Origin of the sequence: Burkholderia sp. Ax-1719, assembly GCF_011753055.1 — a bacterium.
GTDB lineage: Bacteria > Pseudomonadota > Gammaproteobacteria > Burkholderiales > Burkholderiaceae > Paraburkholderia.
Window position 1 is genome coordinate 113,478 of sequence record NZ_VWWJ01000021.1, and the last position, 21,125, is coordinate 134,602.

Annotated in this window: 16 protein-coding genes; 7 read left to right on the forward strand and 9 right to left on the reverse strand. The window is 64.5% G+C overall.

The features are described 5' to 3' along the window. Positions 1–73: 73 nt before the first annotated feature. Entirely contained in the window at positions 74–1,675 is a 1,602-nt protein-coding gene (gene nadB / locus F3J17_RS27780; RefSeq protein WP_167066761.1) for an L-aspartate oxidase, read from the forward strand. Between the two features lie 103 nt (positions 1,676–1,778). Here the strand turns inward: nadB and nadC are convergent, their stop codons facing one another. The 6 genes from nadC to purN form a co-directional block, all read right to left on the reverse strand. Beyond that, on the reverse strand, positions 1,779–2,687 hold the full coding sequence (gene nadC / locus F3J17_RS27785) for a carboxylating nicotinate-nucleotide diphosphorylase (RefSeq protein ID WP_167066764.1): 909 nt from the start codon (positions 2,685–2,687) through the stop codon (positions 1,779–1,781). Then, positions 2,688–3,818, reverse strand: coding sequence for a quinolinate synthase NadA (gene nadA, locus F3J17_RS27790; RefSeq protein ID WP_167066767.1), 1,131 nt, complete (start codon positions 3,816–3,818; stop codon positions 2,688–2,690). It lies immediately after the preceding gene. 211 nt (positions 3,819–4,029) lie between these two features. Then, the gene (locus F3J17_RS27795; protein WP_167066770.1) at positions 4,030–5,229 is read right to left on the reverse strand and encodes an acyl-CoA desaturase; all 1,200 of its coding nucleotides are present in this window, start codon (positions 5,227–5,229) and stop codon (positions 4,030–4,032) included. A gap of 262 nt (positions 5,230–5,491) precedes the next feature. Continuing rightward, positions 5,492–6,862 (reverse strand): mechanosensitive ion channel domain-containing protein, encoded by a 1,371-nt coding sequence (locus F3J17_RS27800; protein ID WP_167066851.1) that lies wholly within the window; start codon positions 6,860–6,862, stop codon positions 5,492–5,494. A gap of 133 nt (positions 6,863–6,995) precedes the next feature. Then, positions 6,996–8,387, reverse strand: coding sequence for an RsmB/NOP family class I SAM-dependent RNA methyltransferase (locus F3J17_RS27805; RefSeq protein WP_167066773.1), 1,392 nt, complete (start codon positions 8,385–8,387; stop codon positions 6,996–6,998). Next, positions 8,384–9,058, reverse strand: a complete 675-nt coding sequence (purN, locus tag F3J17_RS27810) for a phosphoribosylglycinamide formyltransferase (RefSeq protein ID WP_167066776.1) — start codon at positions 9,056–9,058, stop codon at positions 8,384–8,386. Before purN ends, F3J17_RS27805 begins: the two co-directional genes overlap by 4 nt. Positions 9,059–9,232: 174 nt before the next feature. Here purN and F3J17_RS27815 point away from each other — a divergent pair, with 174 nt between their 5' ends. The 6 genes from F3J17_RS27815 to dut all read left to right on the forward strand — a co-directional run bounded on the left by F3J17_RS27815 (position 9,233) and on the right by dut (position 16,588). Next, positions 9,233–10,240 (forward strand): bifunctional riboflavin kinase/FAD synthetase, encoded by a 1,008-nt coding sequence (locus tag F3J17_RS27815; protein WP_167066779.1) that lies wholly within the window; start codon positions 9,233–9,235, stop codon positions 10,238–10,240. Between the two features lie 180 nt (positions 10,241–10,420). Next, positions 10,421–13,270 (forward strand): isoleucine--tRNA ligase, encoded by a 2,850-nt coding sequence (ileS, locus tag F3J17_RS27820; RefSeq protein WP_167066782.1) that lies wholly within the window; start codon positions 10,421–10,423, stop codon positions 13,268–13,270. After that, positions 13,270–13,794: a signal peptidase II gene (gene lspA, locus F3J17_RS27825; protein ID WP_167066785.1), complete on the forward strand. Its 525-nt coding sequence runs from the start codon at positions 13,270–13,272 to the stop codon at positions 13,792–13,794. The genes ileS and lspA overlap by 1 nt, the downstream gene beginning before the upstream one ends. A 30-nt stretch (positions 13,795–13,824) precedes the next feature. Next, the gene (gene coaBC / locus F3J17_RS27830; RefSeq protein ID WP_275692929.1) at positions 13,825–15,054 is read left to right on the forward strand and encodes a bifunctional phosphopantothenoylcysteine decarboxylase/phosphopantothenate--cysteine ligase CoaBC; all 1,230 of its coding nucleotides are present in this window, start codon (positions 13,825–13,827) and stop codon (positions 15,052–15,054) included. Between the two features lie 48 nt (positions 15,055–15,102). Then, positions 15,103–16,104 (forward strand): LLM class flavin-dependent oxidoreductase, encoded by a 1,002-nt coding sequence (locus tag F3J17_RS27835; RefSeq protein WP_167066788.1) that lies wholly within the window; start codon positions 15,103–15,105, stop codon positions 16,102–16,104. Between the two features lie 37 nt (positions 16,105–16,141). After that, on the forward strand, positions 16,142–16,588 hold the full coding sequence (gene dut / locus F3J17_RS27840; RefSeq protein ID WP_167066791.1) for a dUTP diphosphatase: 447 nt from the start codon (positions 16,142–16,144) through the stop codon (positions 16,586–16,588). Between the two features lie 58 nt (positions 16,589–16,646). Here the strand turns inward: dut and F3J17_RS27845 are convergent, their stop codons facing one another. The 3 genes from F3J17_RS27845 to clpS form a co-directional block, all read right to left on the reverse strand. Further along, positions 16,647–18,065, reverse strand: coding sequence for an amino acid permease (locus F3J17_RS27845; protein WP_345891259.1), 1,419 nt, complete (start codon positions 18,063–18,065; stop codon positions 16,647–16,649). A 138-nt stretch (positions 18,066–18,203) separates the two neighbouring features. After that, a complete protein-coding gene (gene clpA, locus F3J17_RS27850; RefSeq protein ID WP_027817519.1) occupies positions 18,204–20,495 on the reverse strand; it encodes an ATP-dependent Clp protease ATP-binding subunit ClpA in 2,292 nt (763 codons plus the stop codon). Continuing rightward, a complete protein-coding gene (gene clpS, locus F3J17_RS27855) occupies positions 20,492–20,806 on the reverse strand; it encodes an ATP-dependent Clp protease adapter ClpS (RefSeq protein ID WP_167066794.1) in 315 nt (104 codons plus the stop codon). Before clpS ends, clpA begins: the two co-directional genes overlap by 4 nt. Positions 20,807–21,125 lie beyond the last annotated feature (319 nt).

A 21,125-nucleotide genomic window follows, 5' to 3' on the forward strand; every position in this document is an offset into this window, starting at 1 on the left:
GCGCGCATGACAGCGGCGGACAGCAGCGTAGAGCGGGACAAGCGCAGAACAAAAGAGACGGAGAAGCGGGACCATGAATTTCGATGTAGCGATCGTCGGCAGCGGGCTGGCGGGATTGAGCGTCGCCCTGAACCTTGCCGACACGCGCCGCGTGGTGGTGATCGCCAAGCGCGCGATGACCGAAGGCGCGAGCGATCGCGCGCAAGGCGGCATCGCAGCGGTGCTCGATTCGGCCGACAGCGTGGAAAATCACGTGGATGACACGCTCGTCGCCGGCGGCGGACTGTGCGACGAAAGCGCCACGCGCTATATCGTCGAGCATGGCCGCGCGGCCATCGAATGGCTGATCGCCCAGGACGTGCCGTTCACCAAAGACGCCGCCGCCGAACTGGGCTTCCACCTCACGCGCGAAGGCGGCCACAGCCACCGCCGCATCATCCATGCCGCCGACGCTACCGGCCACGCCGTCGTGCAAACGTTGCTCGAACGCGCCCGCCAGCACCCGAACATCACGATCCTCGAAGATCACCAGGCGATCGACGTCATCACCTCCGACCGTCTTGGCCTGCCGGGCCGCCGCTGTCACGGCCTCTATGCGCTCGACCTGCGCAACGACCGCACCGTGACGATCCAGGCGCCGCATACCGTGCTGGCCACGGGCGGCGCGGGCAAGGTCTATCTCTACACGACGAACCCCGACACCGCGACCGGCGACGGCATTGCGATGGCCTGGCGCGCGGGCTGCCGCGTGGCGAACATGGAGTTCATCCAGTTCCATCCGACCTGCCTGTTCCATCCGCACGCCAAGTCGTTTCTCATCACCGAAGCCGTGCGCGGCGAAGGCGGCCTGCTGCGTCTGCCCGACGGCACCCGTTTCATGCCCGAGCACGACGCGCGCGCCGAACTCGCGCCGCGCGATATCGTCGCGCGCGCCATCGACTTCGAAATCAAGAAGCACGGCATCGACTGCGTGCATCTCGATATCAGCCATCAACCGGCCGCGTTCCTCGAAGAGCACTTCCCCACCGTCCTCGCGCGCTGCCGTGAGTTCGGCATCGACATCACCAAAGAGCCGATTCCGGTCGTGCCGGCCGCGCATTACACCTGCGGCGGCGTGGTCACGGATCTGGCGGGCCGCACCGATCTGGCGGGCCTCTATGCCGTGGGCGAAACCTCTTACACGGGCCTGCATGGGGCGAACCGCCTCGCCAGCAACTCGCTGCTCGAATGTCTCGTGATTGGCCGCTCGGCGGCCGAGGCGATCGAAGCGGAAGGCTTCGAAGCCGGCGCGCACGCCCCGCTGCCCGACTGGGACGAAAGCCGCGTGTCGGATTCCGACGAGGAAGTCGTGGTTGCCCACAACTGGGACGAACTGCGCCGCCTGATGTGGAATTACGTCGGCATCGTGCGCACGGACAAGCGCCTTGAGCGCGCGCAACATCGCATCTCGCTGCTGCGCGACGAAATCCAGGAGTACTACGCAAACTTCCGCGTCACGCGCGATCTGCTGGAGCTGCGCAATCTGGTCGAAGTCGCTTCGCTGATCGTCGAAAGCGCGCGTTCGCGCCGCGAAAGCCGCGGGCTGCACTACAGCCGCGACTGGCCGAACTCGCTGCCCAAGGCGCTGCCGAGCCTGCTGTCGCCGGAACGCGTGCGCAATCGCACGGTCGTCTGAGCGCGCGGGCCACGCCGCGCGTCGCGCCGCAAATGAAAAGGCCGTCTCTCGCGAGACGGCCTTTTTGCTTTTCTACCGCGCTGAGTGCGCAGGATCCGACGCTTTAGATAATCCGCATCGAAAAGTCCGTCGCGCGCACATCTTTCGTCAACGCGCCGATGGACACGCGGTCCACGTTGGTTTGCGCGATCGTGCGCACGGAATCGAAGTTCACGCCGCCCGAGACTTCCAGTACCGCGCGCCCCGCCGTACGCTCAACCGCTTCGCGCATCATCTCGAACGAGAAGTTGTCGAGCAGCACCGACTTCGCGCCATGTGCGAGCGCCTGGTCGAGCTGTTCGAGCGTTTCGACTTCGATCTGGATCGGCACGCCCGCGTTGAGCGCCAGCGCCGCGTCCATTGCCGCGCCCACGCCGCCCGCTGCCGCGATGTGGTTTTCCTTGATCAGGATGCCGTCGTAGAGCGCCAGGCGCTGGTTCGCGCCGCCGCCCACGCGCACCGCGTATTTCTGCGCGAGTCGCAGGCCCGGCAGCGTCTTGCGGGTGTCGAGCACGCGCGTTTTCGACTGCGCGACCGTTGCAATCGCATCGACATAACGGCGCGTCGCGCTGGCCACGCCCGAGAGCAGTTGCAGGAAGTTCATCGCGTTGCGCTCGGCCGTGAGCAGCGAGCGCGCCGGGCCGCGCAGCGAGCAGACCGGCGTATCCGCCGTCATGCGCTCGCCTTCGCGATAGTGCCAGCGCACTTCGATGCGCGGATCGACCTGCTTGACCACGCCATCGAACCAGAGCACGCCGCACAGCACCGCGTCTTCGCGCACGATGATGCGCGCGTCGCGCACTTCGTCGGCGGGCACGAGGCGGCCGGTCTGGTCGCCGCTGCCGACGTCTTCCGCCAGCGCATCGGCGACATTGCGCGCGATCGCTTCGTCAAACGCCGCGCCGTACTGCGCGCGCACCTCGGGCAACAGGTCCGATACCGCGTCCACCGCCAGCAATTCGAGTGCACCCATTTATGCCGCCCCCACGTTAGAGAACAGCGCGCCATCGCGCGCGAGATCGCCGCTCGCCTGCACGCGGCGCTTGTGCTCGGCCGCGAATGCCAGCATGCGGTCGATCGGCAGACGCGCACGCTCGCCGATGGCGGCATCGACGAAGATTTCGTTGTGGCCGCGCTCCAGCACGTCAGCGAGATTGGCCAGGCCGTTCATGGCCATCCACGGGCAATGCGCGCAGCTCTTGCAGGTCGCGCTATTGCCGGCCGTGGGCGCTTCGATGAAGGTCTTGCCGGGCGCGGCCAGGCGCATCTTGTGCAGAATGCCCAGATCGGTCGCAACGATGAAACGCTGCGCGTCGAGCTTCACGGCGGCGTCGATCAGCTGCGTGGTCGAGCCGACCACATCCGCCAGCGCCACCACGCCTTCCGGCGATTCCGGGTGCACGAGCACCTTCGCATCGGGATATTCGGCGCGCAGCAGATCGAGCTCGACGCCCTTGAACTCGTCGTGCACAAGACAGGAGCCTTGCCACAGCAGCATGTCGGCGCCCGTCTTCTTCTGGATGTAGCTGCCGAGGTGACGATCGGGCGCCCAGAGAATCTTTTCGCCCTTCGCATGCAGATCGGCGACGATCTCCAGACCGATCGACGAAGTGACCATCCAGTCCGCGCGCGCCTTCACGGCTGCGCTGGTGTTGGCGTAGACCACCACGGTGCGGTCGGGATGCTGGTCGCAGAACGCCGAGAATTCGTCAGCCGGGCAACCCAGATCGAGCGAACAGGTCGCGTCGAGGTCCGGCATCAGGATGCGTTTGTTCGGGCTCAGGATCTTGGCGGTCTCGCCCATGAAGCGCACACCGGCAACGACGAGCGTCTGCGCGTCGTGATCGCGGCCAAAGCGCGCCATTTCGAGCGAATCGGCCACGCAACCGCCGGTTTCGTCGGCCAGTTCCTGCAATTCGGGATCGACGTAATAGTGCGCGACCAGCACCGCTTTTTCGCGCTTGAGCAATGCGCGGATGCGCTCCTTCAGTGCAACGCGCTCCGCCATCGAAGGCGCGTCGGGCACTTTCGCCCACGCCTGCCCGACACCGCATACCGCGCCCTGCGGACGGTCGAATTCGACCGCTTTAATCGCCTGACTCATGATCTCCTCTACCGGCCGGGAGAGTGAGTTTTGACCGATTGGTTCCCACTCATGCTCCGACCCCATGCAACTTCGTTGCGTCTCGTCCGATCGCTGCGGCACCCTGCTTTTTCCGCGGCCCAAAAAGAAAAACCCCGCCAACGCGGGGTTTTGTGACGTACCTGAATTCTAATGGATTTTCTTCAGGTCACGCAGGGGGCATCAGGCCGTATCAGGCATAACGGCGCAGACGCGACGCGAATTCCTGAAGCGCCTTGATGCCGCTTTGTTCGGCACGATGGCACCAATCCTGGAGCTGCGTGAGCAGTTGTTCGCGCGAAGCGCTCGAACGGTCCCAGATCTGCGCGAGTTCGTTGCGCAGTTCGATGAACGTACGCATTTTCTGGCTGTTGGCGAAAATCTGCGGCAGCTGGCGCTTTTGCGGCTCGTTCAGGCTGGCTTCTTCCTTGGCGACCCACTTGCTCGCGCCGCGCATGAGCTTGTACTTCTCACGCTCGCCCACTTCCTTGAGGTGCGCCAGTTCCTGGCGATAGGCCTGCTTCACGGCCTTGGCGTAACGCGCCATCACTTCGTAGCGGTTCGACAGCACGGCCTGCAGCGTTTCATGGTCGGCGATCAGCTTGCCTTCCTTGGCCAGACGCGGCGTAGGCGCCACCTTCTTGACCTTGGCGAGGCCCACGAAGGACATCAGACGGATATACATCCAGCCGATATCGAACTCGTACCACTTGTTCGACAGCTTCGCGGAAGTCGCGAAGGTGTGGTGGTTGTTGTGCAGTTCTTCGCCGCCGATGATGATGCCCCACGGGATCAGGTTCGTGCTGGCATCCGACGAGTTGAAGTTGCGATAGCCCCAGAAGTGGCCCAGACCGTTCACGACGCCGGCGGCCCAGAACGGGATCCACGCCATCTGCACGGCCCAGACGGACAGACCGACCACGCCGAACAGCGCGACGTCGATCACCATCATGATGCTCACGCCGAGGATCGGGTAGCGCGTGTAGACGTTGCGCTCCATCCAGTCGTTAGGCGTGCCGTGGCTGAAACGGCGCAGCGTTTCTTCGTTCTTCGCTTCGGCGCGATAGAGTTCGGCGCCTTCGAGCATGACCTTCATCAGGCCGCGCGTTTGCGGGCTGTGCGGATCTTCTTCGGTTTCGCACTTGGCGTGGTGCTTGCGGTGGATCGCCGCCCACTGGCCCGTGAGCATGCCCGTGGTCATCCACAGCCAGAAACGGAAAAAGTGGCTCGCGATGGGATGCAGGTCGAGCGCGCGGTGCGCCTGGCAACGGTGCAGATACACCGTGACGCCGACGATCGTGACGTGCGTGGCCGCGAGCGCGCAGAGCAGGATCTGCCACCACGAGAAATGCAGCACCCCATGGGCGAGAAAATCAAGCAGGGAATTCAACAAGGTTCGTACCCGTGAAACGAAGCGCGCCGGCTTGTGGCCTTACGCGGTTGTCAGAAAAGTGAAAGCGTTCAGGAGAGGTTGGACGGCATTCTACTAGAACCGTTCCAAGTGTTTGTAACAAATGAAGATTTTTTTCCCTAATGACGTCTGAGTCAACGTCTGGACACCGAATTTTCGCCCCTGGAGGCGCTTTGCCGCACCTGATTCGGCCCTTCCAGACGCTTCAAACTTTCGCCCGGGCTCCCCTTCCCGCTACTCCGATCTAGCGGGCCTGGACCGCCCCGCTTGCCTCGCCTGTTTTAACGGCAGGCGCGGCCGCCTCTGAAGCGATCGCAAACCCTTGAGCGCCCTGGCCGACGATTCTCACCTCGCGCTGCGCGAACGGAATCGAAATGCCGTGCTCGTTATATAAGCGCCAGATGTTCAGATTCACGTTTGAGCGCACGCTCGACGTTCCGTTGGCCGCATCGGCGATCCAGAAGCCCAGCTCCAGGTTGATGCCATCCGCACCGAAGCCTGCCAGATATGGGGTCGGGGCCGGATCGTTCAAGACCCGCTCGACGCCTTCGGCTGCGCGGGCCAGCAGCGCCATCGCCTCGTCGATATTGGTGTCGTAAGCGACCTGCACCGCCGCCTTCGCGTAGCCGCGCGTCAGGTACGACGACTGGTTCTGTACCACGTCGGTGATGAGCTTTTCGTTAGGAATCAGCGTTTCCACGCCGTCGAGGCCGCGCACCACCGTGTAACGCGTGCGGATCTGCGTGACCTTGCCCGCGAGGCCGCTCACGTTGATGGTGTCGCCCAGACGCAACGAGCGGTCGATCAGGATGATGAAGCCCGACACATAGTTGCTCGCAATCTTCTGCAAGCCGAAACCCAGCCCCACGCCCAGCGCGCCGCCGAACACGCCCAGCACCGTAATGTCGATGCCGACGATCGACAGGCTGAACAGGATTGCCGCGAACACCAGCAGCGCGCGGCCCACGCGTGCGAGCACGACGCGCAGATTGGCGTCGATGGTGGTCGCGCGCATCAGACGGTCTTCCAGCGCCGCGCCCGCCCAGACCGCCACCACCATGGTCACGCAGACCCACAGGATGCCGTTGGAGAGCGACAGCAGGCTCACATGCGCCGTGCCGATGCGAAAGCGCACGCTCTCCATCCACGCCAGCACATCGTCCTGAATGCCGAGCACCGTGAACAGCATGCCGAGCCAGACGATCAACGAAACCAGCTTTTCGACGATCGACAGCCACGCGTGCGTTTGCCCGTCGCGGCCAAACACGCGCCGCGCGAAGAAGAACGCGATATAGATCAGCCCGATACCGAACAGCGGCACCAGGGCCAGATTGAGCAGCGAGGTGTGGATGAAATTGCTGGCGATTTCGCGCGCGCCCCAGACGCAGCCCGCGCCGATCAGCGGGAACAGCGCGCGGGTGAGACTTTCGGCGCCGAAGCGCAGCGCTTCGTAGCGATCCTGGCGGCGCGCTTCGAGCGCGTGGCGCAGCAGGCGCGCGAGCAGCCAGGCCAGCAGCAGCGCGCCGATCAGCACGCCGGACTGCCAGAGCATGACCGGCTGACCAAAGTCGCGGATCACGCCGCCCAGCATATGAGAGAGCAAACGGTTTTCCATCATGAGCGCTTTCGCGTCGGGTAATACGTAGAGATCAAAGAAAGGAGCGTCCATGCGACGCGGGGCCGCCCGGTCTGCACCGGACGGCCCCGCGCCTGCACGTCGCTGGTCGCGTTAGAACGCGACTATGCGCTTATTCGAGCGCGGCGTCCGGCTCGGCAGCCTCGGGCTGCTGGGCCTTGGCGATCGCGTCGGCGGTTTCGCTCGCAGCGGCCGCTTCGTCCGGCGTGGCTTCGGCCTTGGCCTTCTTCGTCTTGGGCTGCGCGTCGCCGCGACGCTCCAGCACGGCGGCAAAGAAGCCATCCGTGGCGTGGCGGTGCGGCCACAGCGAGAAGAAGTCGCCCGTATCGAGACCCACGCGCTGGTCCGCCAGCACGTCGCGTGCGGGAATCAGCACGTAGTCCGGATGCGCTTCGAGGAACGCCTTTACGACGGCTTCGTTTTCGGCTTCCAGGATGCTGCAGGTCGCGTAGACGAGACGGCCACCGCGCTTGAGCAGGCGCGCGGCGCTAGTGAGAATCGACAGCTGCTTGGGCGCGAGTTCCGCGATCGATTCCGGCGATTGACGCCACTTGAGGTCGGGATTGCGGCGCAGCGTGCCGAGGCCCGAGCAAGGCGCGTCCACCAGCACGCGGTCGATCTTGCCGATCAGGCGCTTGATCTTCGCGTCGTGTTCGCTGTCGATCAGCACCGGATTCACGTTCGACAGGCCGCTACGCGCGAGACGCGGCTTGAGCTTGGCCAGACGCTTGTCCGAGATGTCGAACGCATACAGACGGCCCGACGAGCGCATCATCGCGCCCAGCGCCAGCGTTTTGCCGCCCGCGCCTGCGCAGAAGTCCACCACCATTTCGCCGCGGCGCGGCGCGAGCAGCGTGCACAGCAACTGGCTGCCTTCGTCCTGCACCTCGAACCAGCCGTCCTTGAAGGAATCGAGCTTCGAGAGCGCCGGCTTGCCCGTCACGCGCACGCCAAACGGCGCGAACGGCGTCTCGCCGCCTTCGATGCCCGCCTGCGAGAGCGCGCGCAGCAATTCTTCGCGGCTCGCCTTGATCGGATTCGAGCGCAGGTCCAGCGGCGCCGGATAGTTCAGCGCGGCGGCCAGTTGCGCCATTTCGGCAGGTGCGAAACGCGGTTCGAGCGCCTTGTAGATCCACTCGGGCAGGTTCAGCTGCACGCGCAGCGGCAGGCTGGCCGGATCGATCTTCGCGACGTGTTCGAGCCAGTTCGCTTCGGCGTCCGACAGAAAGGGACGAATCGCACCACGGCCCGCCGTGGCCATCAGGCCCAGCAGCGTGAGACGGCGCGTCGGGCTGCCCGTGCCGCTTTCGGCCAGATGCGCGAACTCCATGCGGCGGCGCAGCACTGCGAACACCGCTTCGGCGATCACGCCGCGCTCGCCGTGGCCAAGCTTCGGATGCTCGCGGAAGAAGCGGCTCGTCACTGCGTCGGCAGGACCGGTGAATTTCAGAACGTCGGCCAGCAACGTCTCAGTTTGTCCAATCAGAAAACCATGTAGCTTCATACGCCCTCCCCGGCGGTGTGTGCTTGTGTTTCGTTTGCGTCGTCAAGGAAGAGCCATTGCGGCTCGGGCGGTGTGAGCGTCACGCGTTCGCCGTCGAGCGCGAGGCGCCCTTCGAGGAACCAGCGGATCGCCCGCGGGTACATCGTGTGTTCGGTTTTCAGCACGCGCGCGGCAAGCGTGGCGGCGTCGTCGCCGCTGCGCACCGGTACGGCCGACTGTGCGACGATCGGACCATGATCGAGCGTGGGCGTGACAAAATGCACCGTCGCGCCGTGCACGCGGCAACCCGCGTCGAGCGCGCTCTGGTGCGTCTTGAGACCCGGGAAGCTCGGCAGCAGCGACGGGTGGATGTTGAGCATCCGGCCCGAATAATGCTGGACGAAGCCTTCGGTCAGCACGCGCATGAAACCCGCGAGCACGACGAGGTCGGGCGCATAAGCGTCGATGGTCTGCGCGAGCGCCGCGTCGAAGCTGGCGCGATCAGGATACTGGCGGTGATCGACGACCGCCGTGGCGATGCCGTGCGAGGCTGCAAAGGCAAGCCCCGCGGCATCCGGGCGATTGGCAATCACGGCGGCGATGCGCGCCGGCCAGGCTTCGTGCGCACAGGCGCGCACGATGGCTTCCATGTTGCTGCCCCGCCCCGAAATCAGGATGACGAGATTTTTCATCCGCGGATTTTATCATTGGGCGGCACGCCCAACGTTCGGGCGGCGGCGATCGGCGTCTCGTGCGTTTATAATCTCCTGTTCCGTCGCGGCCCACCGCCGCCAAACTGGTCTCATCCGGTCAAAATTCGGTCATATACAGGACGCCTGGCCGGCGTCTGCTCAGGTTCCGTTATCGTGAGAGTCTTCCGCGGTCTTCCCAATGCCGAAAGCCGCGCGCCCTGCGCGCTCACCATCGGCAATTTCGACGGTGTCCACCGCGGGCATCAGGCGTTGCTTGCGCGCGTGCGCGAAGCCGCCGACGCGCGCGGCCTGCCCGTCTGCGTGATGACCTTCGAACCGCATCCGCGCGAGTTCTTCAACCCCGCAAGCGCCCCGCCGCGCATCGCCATGCTGCGCGACAAGCTCGAAGCGCTGCGCGAAAACGGCGTGGACCGCGTGGTGGTCGAGCACTTCAACCACACCTTCGCGAGCCAGTCGCCGGACGACTTCGTCTCGCGCATCATCGTGGGCGGCCTGCACGCGCGCTGGATGATGATCGGCGACGACTTCCGCTACGGCGCGAAGCGTGCGGGCGATTTCGCTTCGCTGCAGGTGGCGGGCGCGGAACACGGCTTCGAAGTCGAACAGATGGCGACCGTGGCCGATCCGTCCGGCGTGCGCATTTCCAGCTCGGCGGTGCGCACCCAGCTTGCCGCGGGCGATCTGGACGCGGCGCGCGCTTCGCTGGGCCGCGGCTACGAGATCAGCGGGCACGTCACGCACGGCCTGAAACTGGGCCGCGATCTCGGCTTTCCCACGCTGAATCTGCCGATCGGCCACAAGCGTCCGGCGCTCAAGGGCATTTTCGTCGTGCAGGTGCATGGTCTCGCCGACCATCCGCTGCCCGGCGTCGCCAGCCTCGGCCTGCGCCCGACCGTGGACGATTCGGGCCGCGTGCTGCTCGAAGTGCATCTGCTCGACTGGCACGGCGACGCCTATGGCAAGCTCGTGCGGGTCGAATTTCTGAAAAAGCTGCGTGACGAGGAGAAGTTCGCCGACCTCGAAACGCTGACCGCCGCCATCGCCCGCGACGTGACGAATGCCCGCGCGTGGTTCGCGGCAGCAGGCGTGGCCGTGGGCGCCGATGTGCCCGGCGGCCGTTCCAACGGTTTCGCCACGTCGGCGACCGACCGAATTAGGTGACCTGCGGTCCGCGGGCATCGCGCCCGGCTTGATCGACATCGAGCCAGCGCGACGCCCGAATGGACCGCCCCGCCCCCAGCGCCACGCGGCAAACGCCGTGAAAGGCGCGCGAGGCGACGGTTGCGCGGCTAAGCCGCAATGCTGACGCCGTGCAATCCCCGAATTCACCGTGATCTCACCATGAGCGACAAGAAAGCATCCTCCGGCAAGCCGCAGAAGTCCGAATCGAAGTACCCCGTCAATCTGCTCGATACCGCGTTCCCGATGCGCGGCGATCTGCCCAAGCGCGAGCCGCAATGGGTCAAGGAGTGGGAAGAGAAAGGGATCTACAAGAAGATCCGCGCCGCTTCGAAGGGCCGCAAGAAGTTCATCCTGCACGATGGCCCGCCGTATGCGAACGGCGATATTCACCTTGGCCACGCGGTGAACAAGATCCTCAAGGACATGATCGTCAAGGCGCGCAATCTGGCGGGCTTCGACGCGGTCTACGTGCCGGGCTGGGACTGCCACGGCATGCCGATCGAAATCCAGATCGAAAAGCAGTTCGGCAAGTCGCTGCCTGCCCAGGAAGTGATGAAGAAGGCGCGCGAGTACGCGTCGGGCCAGATCGAGACGCAGAAGCTCGGCTTCAAGCGTCTGGGCGTGCTGGGCGACTGGGACAACCCGTACAAGACCATGAACTTCGCGAACGAGGCGGGCGAAATCCGCGCACTCGCGAAGATCATCGAAAAGGGTTATGTGTTCCGCGGCCTGAAGCCGGTGAACTGGTGTTTCGACTGCGGCTCGGCGCTGGCTGAGGCGGAAGTCGAATACAAGGACAAGACCGATCCGACCATCGACGTGCTGTTCACGTTCGCGCAGCCGGCAGAAACGGCGGCGGCGTTCGGCCTGCCCGCGCTGCCGCGCGAAGAAGGCGGCATCGTCATCTGGACGACGACGCCCTGGACGATCCCGTCGAACCAGGCGCTCAACGTGCATCCGGAAATCGAGTACGCGCTGGTCGATACGCCGCGCGGCCTGCTGATTTTCGCAACCGAGCGCGTCGAAGCCTGCCTGAAGGACTTCGGTCTGGAAGGCACGGTCATCGCCACCACCCAGGGCGAAAAGCTCTCGGAACTGCGCTTCAACCACCCGCTCGCTTCGGCGCATCCGGGCTACAAGCGCACCTCGCCCATCTATCTGGGCGACTACGTCACGACCGACACCGGCACGGGCATCGTGCACTCGGCGCCTGCCTACGGCGTGGAAGACTTCGTGTCGTGCAAGGCGCACAACATGGCCGACTCGGACATCATCAGCCCGGTGATGGGCGATGGCCGCTATGTCGAATCGCTGCCGCTGTTCGGCGGCCTGTCGATCTGGGACGCGAATCCGAAGGTCGTCGACGCGCTCGACGCCGCCGGCACCCTGCTGCGCAGCGAAAAGTACCTGCACAGCTACATGCACTGCTGGCGCCACAAGACGCCGATCATCTACCGCGCCACCTCGCAGTGGTTCGCGGGCATGGACGTGACGCCCAAGGACGGCGGCAAGACGCTGCGCGAAACCGCGCTCGAAGGCATCGAAGCCACCGCGTTCTACCCGTCGTGGGGCAAGCAGCGCCTGTTCTCGATGATCGCCAACCGCCCGGACTGGACGCTGTCGCGTCAACGTCAATGGGGCGTGCCGATGGCCTTCTTCGTGCACAAGGAAACCGGCGAGCTGCATCCGCGCACGCTGGAGCTGCTCGAAGAAGTCGCCAAGCGCGTCGAAGTCTCGGGTATCGAAGCGTGGCAGACGCTCGACCCGCGCGAACTGCTGGGCGACGACGCCAACATGTACGAGAAGAACCGCGACACGCTCGACGTGTGGTTCGACTCGGGCACGACGCACTGGCACGTGCTGCGCGGCTCGCACGCGGAAGAACTGCAATTCCCGGCCGATCTGTATCTGGAAGGCTCGGACCAGCATCGCGGCTGGTTCCATTCGTCGCTCTTGACGGCTTCCATGCTCGATGGCCGCCCGCCGTACAACGCCCTGCTCACGCACGGCTTCACCGTCGACGGCGAAGGCCGCAAGATGTCGAAGTCGCTCGGCAACGGCGTCGATCCGCATGAAGTGGCGAACCGTCTGGGCGCGGAAATCATCCGTCTGTGGATCGCTTCGACCGACTACTCGGGCGAACTGGCGATCTCGGAAGAAATTCTCAAGCGCGTCACGGAAGGCTATCGCCGTATCCGCAACACGCTGCGCTTCCTGCTCTCGAACCTGTCGGATTTCGACTTCGAGAAAAACGCGCTGCCCGCCGATCAGTGGCTCGAAATCGACCGTTATGCCGTGGCGCTCACGCACACGCTGCAAAACGACGTGCTGTCGCACTACGACCGCTACGAGTTCCACCCGGTCGTCGCGAAGCTGCAGACGTTCTGCTCGGAAGACCTCGGCGGCTTCTATCTGGACGTGCTGAAGGACCGTCTCTACACGAGTGCGCCGGATTCGGCCGCGCGTCGTGGCGCGCAGACGGCCCTGCACCACATCACGCACAGCCTGCTGCGCATCCTCGCGCCGTTCCTCTCGTTCACGGCCGAAGAAGCGTGGAAGGTGTTCCAGCCGAACAGCGAAACCATCTTCACCGAAACCTTCCACGCGTTCCCCGACGTGGCGAACGCGCCGGAACTGATCGCCAAGTGGACGCTGCTGCGTGAAGTACGCGGCAACGTGACGAAGGCGCTGGAAGAAGCGCGCGTGGCGAACCAGATCGGCTCGTCCCTGCAGGCGGAGGTGCGCATTCTCGCGAGCGGCGCGCGTTACGACGCCCTGCAAACGCTCGGCGACGATCTCAAGTTCGTGCTGATCACCTCGGCGGCGGAAGTCGTGAAGGTCGAAAGCGAAGAACAGGAAGGCGTCGAAGTGGTCACGTCGAAGTACCTCAAGTGCGAGCGCTGCTGGCACTACCGCGAGGACGTGGGCGCGAACGCCGAGCACCCGGGCCTGTGCGGCCGCTGCGTGTCGAATCTGTTCGGTAACGGCGAAAACCGGAGCGCCGCATAATGGCCAAGACCCTGTCCAAGCAGGCGAAGCCGAACGGCGCGGGCGGCACCAAAGGTACGCTGGTGCCGTGGCTGGGCATTGCGGTGATCGTGATCCTCGCGGATCAGCTCACCAAGATCGCCATTTCGAAGGTGTTCGCCTATGGCGAAGGCCGCATGATCACGCCGTTCTTCAACCTCGTGCTGGTGTACAACAAGGGCGCGGCGTTCAGCTTCCTCGCTGCGGCGGGCGGCTGGCAGCGCTGGGCCTTCACGGCGCTCGGCGTGGTGGCGGCGGTGGTGATCGGCTATCTGCTCAAGCGTCATGCGGGGCAACGCCTCTTCTGCACGGCGCTCGCGCTGATCCTGGGCGGCGCGCTCGGCAACGTGCTCGACCGCCTGATGTACGGCCATGTGATCGACTTCCTCGACTTCCATCTGGGCGCGTCGCACTGGCCCGCGTTCAACGTCGCGGATAGCGCGATCACCGTCGGCGCGGTGCTGCTGGTGTTCGACGAGCTGCGCCGCGTGCGCGGTTCGCGCTGAAGCTCGGGCCTCTCCTGAAGGAGCGTTGACTTGAACACCTCCGCAGCTAACTCTGGCGAACTGGCTGGGCGCCATCTGGTGCTCGGCATGTCGGGCGGCATCGCCTGCTACAAGATCGCCGAGCTGACGCGTCTGTTGACCAAGGCCGGCGCGACCGTGCAGGTCGTGATGACCGAGGCCGCCACGCAGTTCATCACGCCCGTGACGATGCAGGCGCTCTCGGGCCGCCCGGTCTACACGAGCCAGTGGGACGGTCGCGTGCCCAACAACATGGCGCACATCGACCTGTCGCGCGAAGCGGACGCCATCGTCATCGCGCCCGCTTCGACCGATTTCATCGCCAAGCTCGCCAACGGTTTCGCCGACGATCTGCTCTCGACGCTGTGCGTCGCGCGCGATTGTCCGCTGCTGGTGGTGCCCGCGATGAACCGGCAGATGTGGCAGAACCCGGCCACGCAGCGCAACGTCGCGCAGATCCGCGCAGACGGCATCGAAACGCTCGGCCCCGATTCCGGCCCGCAGGCTTGCGGCGAAGTCGGTGACGGGCGCATGCTGGAGCCGGAAGCCGTTTATGAAGCGATCGTGGCGTTCTTCGCGCCCAAGGTGCTCGCGGGCCGCAAGCTGCTGATTACCGCCGGGCCGACGTTCGAACCGCTCGATCCGGTGCGCGGCATCACCAACCGTTCGAGCGGCAAGATGGGCTTTGCGCTCGCGCGCGCGGCGCAGCAGGCCGGCGCCGAAGTTCATCTGGTCGCCGGTCCGGTCGCGCTGGAAACGCCCTGGGGCGTGTACCGCGAGAACGTGCAGACCGCGCAGCAGATGTACGACGCCGTGATGCGCGGCGTGCCCGATGCCGATGTCTTCATCGGCGTGGCCGCCGTGGCCGACTGGCGCGTCGATCACGTCGCCGAGCACAAGATCAAGAAGACGGCGGAGCATCGCATGCCCACCTTCTCCTTCGTCGAGAATCCCGACATTCTCGCCTCGGTCGCCGCGCTGCCCAATCCGCCCTACTGTGTGGGCTTCGCGGCGGAAAGCGGCGATCTGGACGTGCACGGCGAAGAAAAGCGCGCGCGCAAGAAGGTGCCGCTGCTGATCGGCAATCTGGGCCCACTCACCTTCGGTCAGGACGACAATGAAGTCGTGCTGTTCGAGCCGGCCGGCCGCACGCCGCTGCCGCGCGCCGCCAAGGTCACGCTCGCGCAGACGCTGATCGCCGAAATCGCGAAACGCCTGCCGGATACGGGCATCCTGTCCTGATGCATGCAGCGAGGCGCGAGCCTCGTGCATGTCATTGAAGGAGCTGCCATGACATTGCTTTCCGTACTGGACCAGTCGCCCGTCATCGCCGGGCACAGCGCGGCGGACGCTATCGCCGCCACCATCGAGCTTGCACAACTCGCCGATGATCTCGGCTACACGCGCTACTGGTGCGCCGAGCACCACGGCCTGCTGGGCGTGTGCAATCCCTGTCCCGAAGTCATGCTCGCCCGTCTGGGCAGCGTGACGAAGCGCATCCGCATCGGCTCGGGCGGCATCATGCTGCCGTACTACAGCCCGTTCAAGGTCGCCGAGCAGTTCATGATGCTCGAAGCACTGTTTCCGGGCCGCGTCGATCTGGGCGTGGGCCGTGCGCCGGGCGGCGACATGCGCACGGCGCAAGCGGTCGCGGCGGGCGCCTACAATCGCGGCGATCAGTTCGCCCAGCAGGTGCAGGATCTGGTTGGCCTGATGGACGGCACGCTTGCGTCCGACCATCTCGCCAATGGCGTGGTGTTGCAACCGCAGATCGCCACGCGTCCGCAGTTGTGGGTGCTTGGCTCCAGCGACTTCGGCGGTGAGCTCGCCGCGCAACTGGGCCTGCGCTTCTCGTTCGCGCATTTCATCAACGCGCACTTCGGTCATCTGGTGGCGAATGCGTATCGCGACCGCTTCCAGCCGGGCCACGAGGCAAAGCCGTATCTGGCCTGCGCGGTGTTCGCGATCTGCGCCGATACCGAAGCCGAAGCCGCCGACCTCGAAAAAGCCGTCGATCTGCGCCGCGTGCAGATGGCCTACGGCCTGAACGCGCCGATCCCGAGTCTCGAACAAGGCCGCGCGCAGGAATACGGCGAACGCGAGCAGATCGTGATCGACCGCGAAAAGCCGCGCAGCATCATCGGCACGCCCGAAAGCGTCACGGAGCGCCTGCACGCGCTGCAGGAGCGCTTCAACGCCGACGAACTCATCGTGCTCACCGTCGCAGGCAGCTACAAGGCGCGCCTGCGCTCCTACGAATTACTCGCCGAGGCGTTTGAATTACCTCGATAAACTGCCTCGAACCTGAACGGAACCCATGCGGAACCCCATGAAAATCGACATCAAGATCCTCAACGAACGCATGCGCGACCAGCTGCCCCACTACGCCACGCCGGGCAGCGCGGGCCTCGATCTGCGCGCGTGCCTCGACGCGCCGGTGACGCTCGAACCGGGCGAGACCAAGCTGATCCCGACGGGTCTGGCCATCCATCTCGCCGATCCGGGCTATGCCGCGCTGATCCTGCCGCGCTCGGGCCTTGGCCACAAGCACGGCATCGTGCTGGGCAACCTGGTCGGCCTGATCGACTCGGACTACCAGGGCGAGCTGATGATCTCCACCTGGAACCGCGGCCATACCACCTTCACACTGAACCCGCTGGAGCGCCTCGCGCAACTCGTGATCGTGCCGGTCGTGCAGGCGCAGTTCAACATCGTCGACGACTTCGAAGCGAGCCAGCGCGGCGAAGGCGGTTTCGGCAGCACGGGCAAGCATTAAGCTTCGTCGCTTGCTTGCGGCAATAAAAAAGCACGCTCTTGAGCGTGCTTTTTTGTTTTTAGCGTGTCGCGCTGGATGCCGCGGCAGGCTGCTCCCGTCGCCGATACCACAGCGCGTAGACGATCGTCAGCGCCACGAGGAAGGCCACGCCGTACGCCATCGTCATGCGGAACTCGCGCGTGAACGCCGTGCCAACCAGAATGCCGAGCATCAGCAACGCGCCCAGCACACTGGTGAACGGAAAGCCCCACATGCGGAATTTCAGGGGCTCCGCGTTGTGCCCTTTCTCTTGCTTCACGCGGAAGAAAATCTGCGTCACGAAGATCATGAGCCACGTGAACATCGCGCCGAACATGGCGATCGACATCATCAGCGTGAAGGCCGTCTGCGGCCACAGCGCGTTGAGCACCGCCGACACCGCAATGCCAATGGTCGAGAGCGACAGCGCCGCCGTCGGCACGCCCTGGCGCGTGAGACGCCCGAACACCGCAGGCGCATAGCCCGCGCGCGACAGGCTGAACATCATGCGCGTGGTGATGTAGAGCTGGCTGTTCATCGCCGAGAGCGCGGCCACCAGCACGATGAAGTTGATCGCGCCTGCCGCGTACGGCACACCGGTTTCGGCCATCACCTTCACGAACGGGCTTTCGTTGCCGCCCGCTGCGGTCCACGGCACGATCGCGAGCATCAGCGCGAGCGTGAGCAGATAGAACAGCACGAGACGCACGACGGTCGCACGGAACGCGCGCGTGACGGCGCGCTGTGGGTCCTGCGCTTCAGCGGCGGCCACCGCGATAGTCTCAAGCCCCAGATAGCTGAACAGCGAGACGATCGTGCCCACCCACACGCCCCACCAGCCCTTGGGCAGCCAGCCGCCGTGCGAGGTGTAGTTCGCCACGCCCACGCCCGAATCCGCCGGTGCATGCCAGACGAACCACGCGCCCAGCACGATAAACGCGACGATGGCGGCGATCTTCAGGCTGGAAAAGAGGTATTCGATGGAACCGTAGGCGCGCACGCTCATCGCATTCACGACGATCAGCGCCGCCGAAAAACCGACGATCCAGTACAAGCCCGGCACGTGCGGGAACCAGAACTTCATGTAGACGGCGATGGCCGATACCTCGGTGCCCACCGCCAGCACATACGCCGACCAGTACGCATAACGCACCAGAAAGCCCGCGAGCGGCCCGATGTAGTGCTCGGCATACGCGCCGAACGAGCCGGACGTGGGATGCGCCACCGTCATCTCGGCGAGTGCGCCCATCAGCAGCAAGGCGATCAGTGCGCCGATCGCGTAGGAAATGAGCACGCCCGGCCCGGCAAAGCTGATGGCAAAGCCGCTGCCAAGAAACAAACCCGTACCGACCGCGCCGCCGATGGCGATCATCGTCATCTGTCCAGCGGACAGCCCACGGCGCAGACCGCGCTCGCGCTCGACGATCGCATCGAACGCACCCTTTTTATCTGAACTCACCTTCACCCTCTACGGCATGCGGCCATTTGCCGACGATGCACACACATTCGCCGCCAATAGACGAAATTGCACGCACAAAACAAAACGGCGCGGACCGTGAAGTCCGCGCCGTTCCGGCTGACCTGAAGCGGAAACCGCTTATTCTACTTCGACCGCCTCGGGCGGACGTGTGGCCGGTTGCTCGTCGAACGTGAGCAGCACCTTGTCGTCCGCATCGACGTCCACGGTCACGCGGCCACCGTTCATGAGCTTGCCGAACAGCAGTTCGTCGGCAAGCGCACGGCGGATCGTGTCCTGGATCAGGCGTTGCATCGGGCGCGCACCCATGAGCGGGTCGAAACCGTGCTTGGCCAGATGGGCACGCAGCGCATCGGTGAACAGCGCATCGACCTTCTTCTCGTGCAGCTGATCTTCCAGTTGCATGAGGAACTTGTCGACCACGCGCATGATGATTTCCTCATCGAGCGCACGGAAGCTGATCGTCGCATCCAGACGGTTGCGGAACTCCGGCGTGAACAGGCGCTTGATATCGGCCATTTCGTCGCCTTGTTCGCGGCGAGTCGTGAAACCGATGGTCGACTTGTTCATCGTGTCGGCGCCCGCATTCGTCGTCATGATGATGATGACGTTGCGGAAATCCGCCTTGCGGCCGTTGTTGTCCGTCAGCGTGCCGTGATCCATCACCTGCAGCAGCACGTTGAAGATGTCCGGGTGCGCCTTCTCGATTTCGTCGAGCAGCAGCACGCAGTGCGGCTTCTTCGTGACGGCTTCGGTGAGCAGACCACCCTGGTCGAACCCAACGTATCCCGGCGGCGCGCCAATCAGACGGCTGACCGCGTGACGCTCCATGTACTCGGACATGTCGAAGCGGATCAGCTCGATGCCGAGCGTGAACGCCAGTTGACGCGCCACTTCGGTCTTGCCGACGCCCGTGGGACCCGAGAACAGGAACGAGCCGATCGGCTTGTCCGTCTTGCCCAGACCCGCGCGCGCCATCTTGATCGAAGCCGACAGCGCGTCAATGGCCGGATCCTGGCCGAACACCACGGCCTTCAGATCGCGGTCGAGCGTCTGCAGCTTGCTGCGATCGTCCTGCGACACGCTTTGCGCCGGCACGCGCGCGATCTTCGAGATGATCTCTTCGATCTCGCTCTTGCCGATGGTCTTCTTCTGCTTCGACTTCGGCAGGATGCGTTGCGCCGCGCCCGCTTCGTCGATCACGTCGATCGCCTTGTCGGGCAGATGACGGTCGGTAATGAAGCGTGCCGACAACTCAGCCGCCGCGTTGAGCGCGCCCGACGAATACTTCACGCCGTGGTGCTCTTCGAAGCGCGACTTCAGGCCACGCAGGATCGCCACGGTCTGTTCGACCGTCGGCTCGATCACGTCGACCTTCTGGAAACGACGCGACAGGGCCGCGTCTTTTTCGAAGATGCCGCGATATTCCGTGAAGGTGGTCGCGCCGATGCACTTGAGCGTGCCCGACGAGAGCGCCGGCTTGAGCAGGTTCGATGCGTCGAGCGTACCGCCCGATGCCGCGCCCGCGCCAATCAGCGTGTGAATCTCGTCGATGAACAGGATCGCGTGCGGGCGTTCCTTCAGCTCCTTGAGCACCGTCTTCAGACGTTGCTCGAAGTCGCCGCGGTATTTGGTGCCCGCGAGCAGCGCGCCCATGTCGAGCGAATAAACCTGTGCGTCCGCAAGGATGTCCGGCACTTCGCCGCGCGTGATGCGCCATGCGAGGCCTTCCGCGATCGCGGTCTTGCCAACACCAGCTTCGCCCACCAGCAGCGGATTGTTCTTGCGGCGGCGGCAGAGTACCTGCACCACGCGCTCGACTTCGGACTCGCGCCCGATCAGCGGATCGATGCGGCCATCCTTCGCCATCTGGTTCAGGTTCTGCGTGAACTGGGCGAGCGGGGTTTCCTTCTGGCCTGCGGCGTCTTCCGCTTCAGCGTTGGCGTCGCTCGACTTGGCGGCTTCGCCGCTGCCGGTCTTGGCAATGCCATGCGAAATGAAATTCACGACGTCCAGACGCGTGACGCCCTGCTGCTGCAGGTAGTACACCGCGTGCGAGTCCTTCTCGCCGAAGATCGCAACCAGCACGTTCGCACCCGTGACTTCCTTCTTGCCGTTGGAAGTGGACTGCACGTGCATGATCGCGCGCTGGATCACGCGCTGGAACCCAAGGGTAGGCTGCGTATCGACGTCATCCGTACCGGGCACCGTAGGGGTGTTGTCGTGAATGAAGTTGCGCAGGTTCTGTCGCAGGTCTTCGATATTCGCGGCGCACGCTCGCAGCACTTCTGCGGCTGTTGGGTTGTCCAACAATGCCAGCAAAAGGTGCTCGACCGTGATGAACTCATGCCGCGCCTGACGTGCTTCCATGAACGCCATGTGCAGGCTGACTTCCAGTTCCTGGGCAATCATGCTTCCTCCATCACACACTGCAGCGGATGCCCGGCCTGCCGTGCGTGGGTAACGACTTGCTCAACTTTGGTCGACGCGATGTCCCGCGTATAGACCCCACAAACACCCCTGCCCTCGCGATGGACCTTCAACATAACTTGCGTTGCGGTCTCGCGGTCTTTATTGAAATACTCCTGCACGACCATCACGACGAATTCCATCGGCGTGTAGTCATCGTTCATCAGGACGACCTTGTACATGGAGGGCGGTTTGACCTTTTGCTCCTGCCGCTCCAGTACAGTTGAATCCTGCTTGTCCGGGATAATCGCCATACACCCATTCTAAACAACTCGGACAGGCCCGCAATCCTGCCGAAACCCGACCGGCCGTCCGGTGAAGCTGGCTCCGGCGCCCTGCATCCTGCGAGCAATCCCTGCGCCTTCTCCGTTCCGGGCTCGATCAACTTCGCCCCGACCGCATCATGCGTGGTCTTGCTTGGGCGCCCGGCTGCGGGGCCGGTTCGAATCTTCCTGCCAGCAGCTTTCGCGCCACCGTTGAATCGAGTATCGCACAACCTGCGCGCTCGCGTGGGCAGTGCCCTCGGCCGATTCCGCCTCGATTTGTCAGCCTGCGCACGCAGACAAACAGATT

Bases quoted from the DNA above. Each gene is read 5' to 3' on its own strand.
- clpS (WP_167066794.1), bottom strand. From the start codon at position 20,806: ATGGCGATTATCCCGGACAAGCAGGATTCAACTGTACTGGAGCGGCAG.
- F3J17_RS27835 (WP_167066788.1), top strand. From the start codon at position 15,103: ATGACATTGCTTTCCGTACTGGACCAGTCGCCCGTCATCGCCGGGCAC.
- lspA (WP_167066785.1), top strand. From the start codon at position 13,270: ATGGCCAAGACCCTGTCCAAGCAGGCGAAGCCGAACGGCGCGGGCGGC.
- clpA (WP_027817519.1), bottom strand. From the start codon at position 20,495: ATGATTGCCCAGGAACTGGAAGTCAGCCTGCACATGGCGTTCATGGAA.
- F3J17_RS27800 (WP_167066851.1), bottom strand. From the start codon at position 6,862: ATGGAAAACCGTTTGCTCTCTCATATGCTGGGCGGCGTGATCCGCGAC.
- ileS (WP_167066782.1), top strand. From the start codon at position 10,421: ATGAGCGACAAGAAAGCATCCTCCGGCAAGCCGCAGAAGTCCGAATCG.
- F3J17_RS27805 (WP_167066773.1), bottom strand. From the start codon at position 8,387: ATGAAGCTACATGGTTTTCTGATTGGACAAACTGAGACGTTGCTGGCC.
- dut (WP_167066791.1), top strand. From the start codon at position 16,142: ATGAAAATCGACATCAAGATCCTCAACGAACGCATGCGCGACCAGCTG.
- nadA (WP_167066767.1), bottom strand. From the start codon at position 3,818: ATGAGTCAGGCGATTAAAGCGGTCGAATTCGACCGTCCGCAGGGCGCG.
- nadC (WP_167066764.1), bottom strand. From the start codon at position 2,687: ATGGGTGCACTCGAATTGCTGGCGGTGGACGCGGTATCGGACCTGTTG.
- nadB (WP_167066761.1), top strand. From the start codon at position 74: ATGAATTTCGATGTAGCGATCGTCGGCAGCGGGCTGGCGGGATTGAGC.
- purN (WP_167066776.1), bottom strand. From the start codon at position 9,058: ATGAAAAATCTCGTCATCCTGATTTCGGGGCGGGGCAGCAACATGGAA.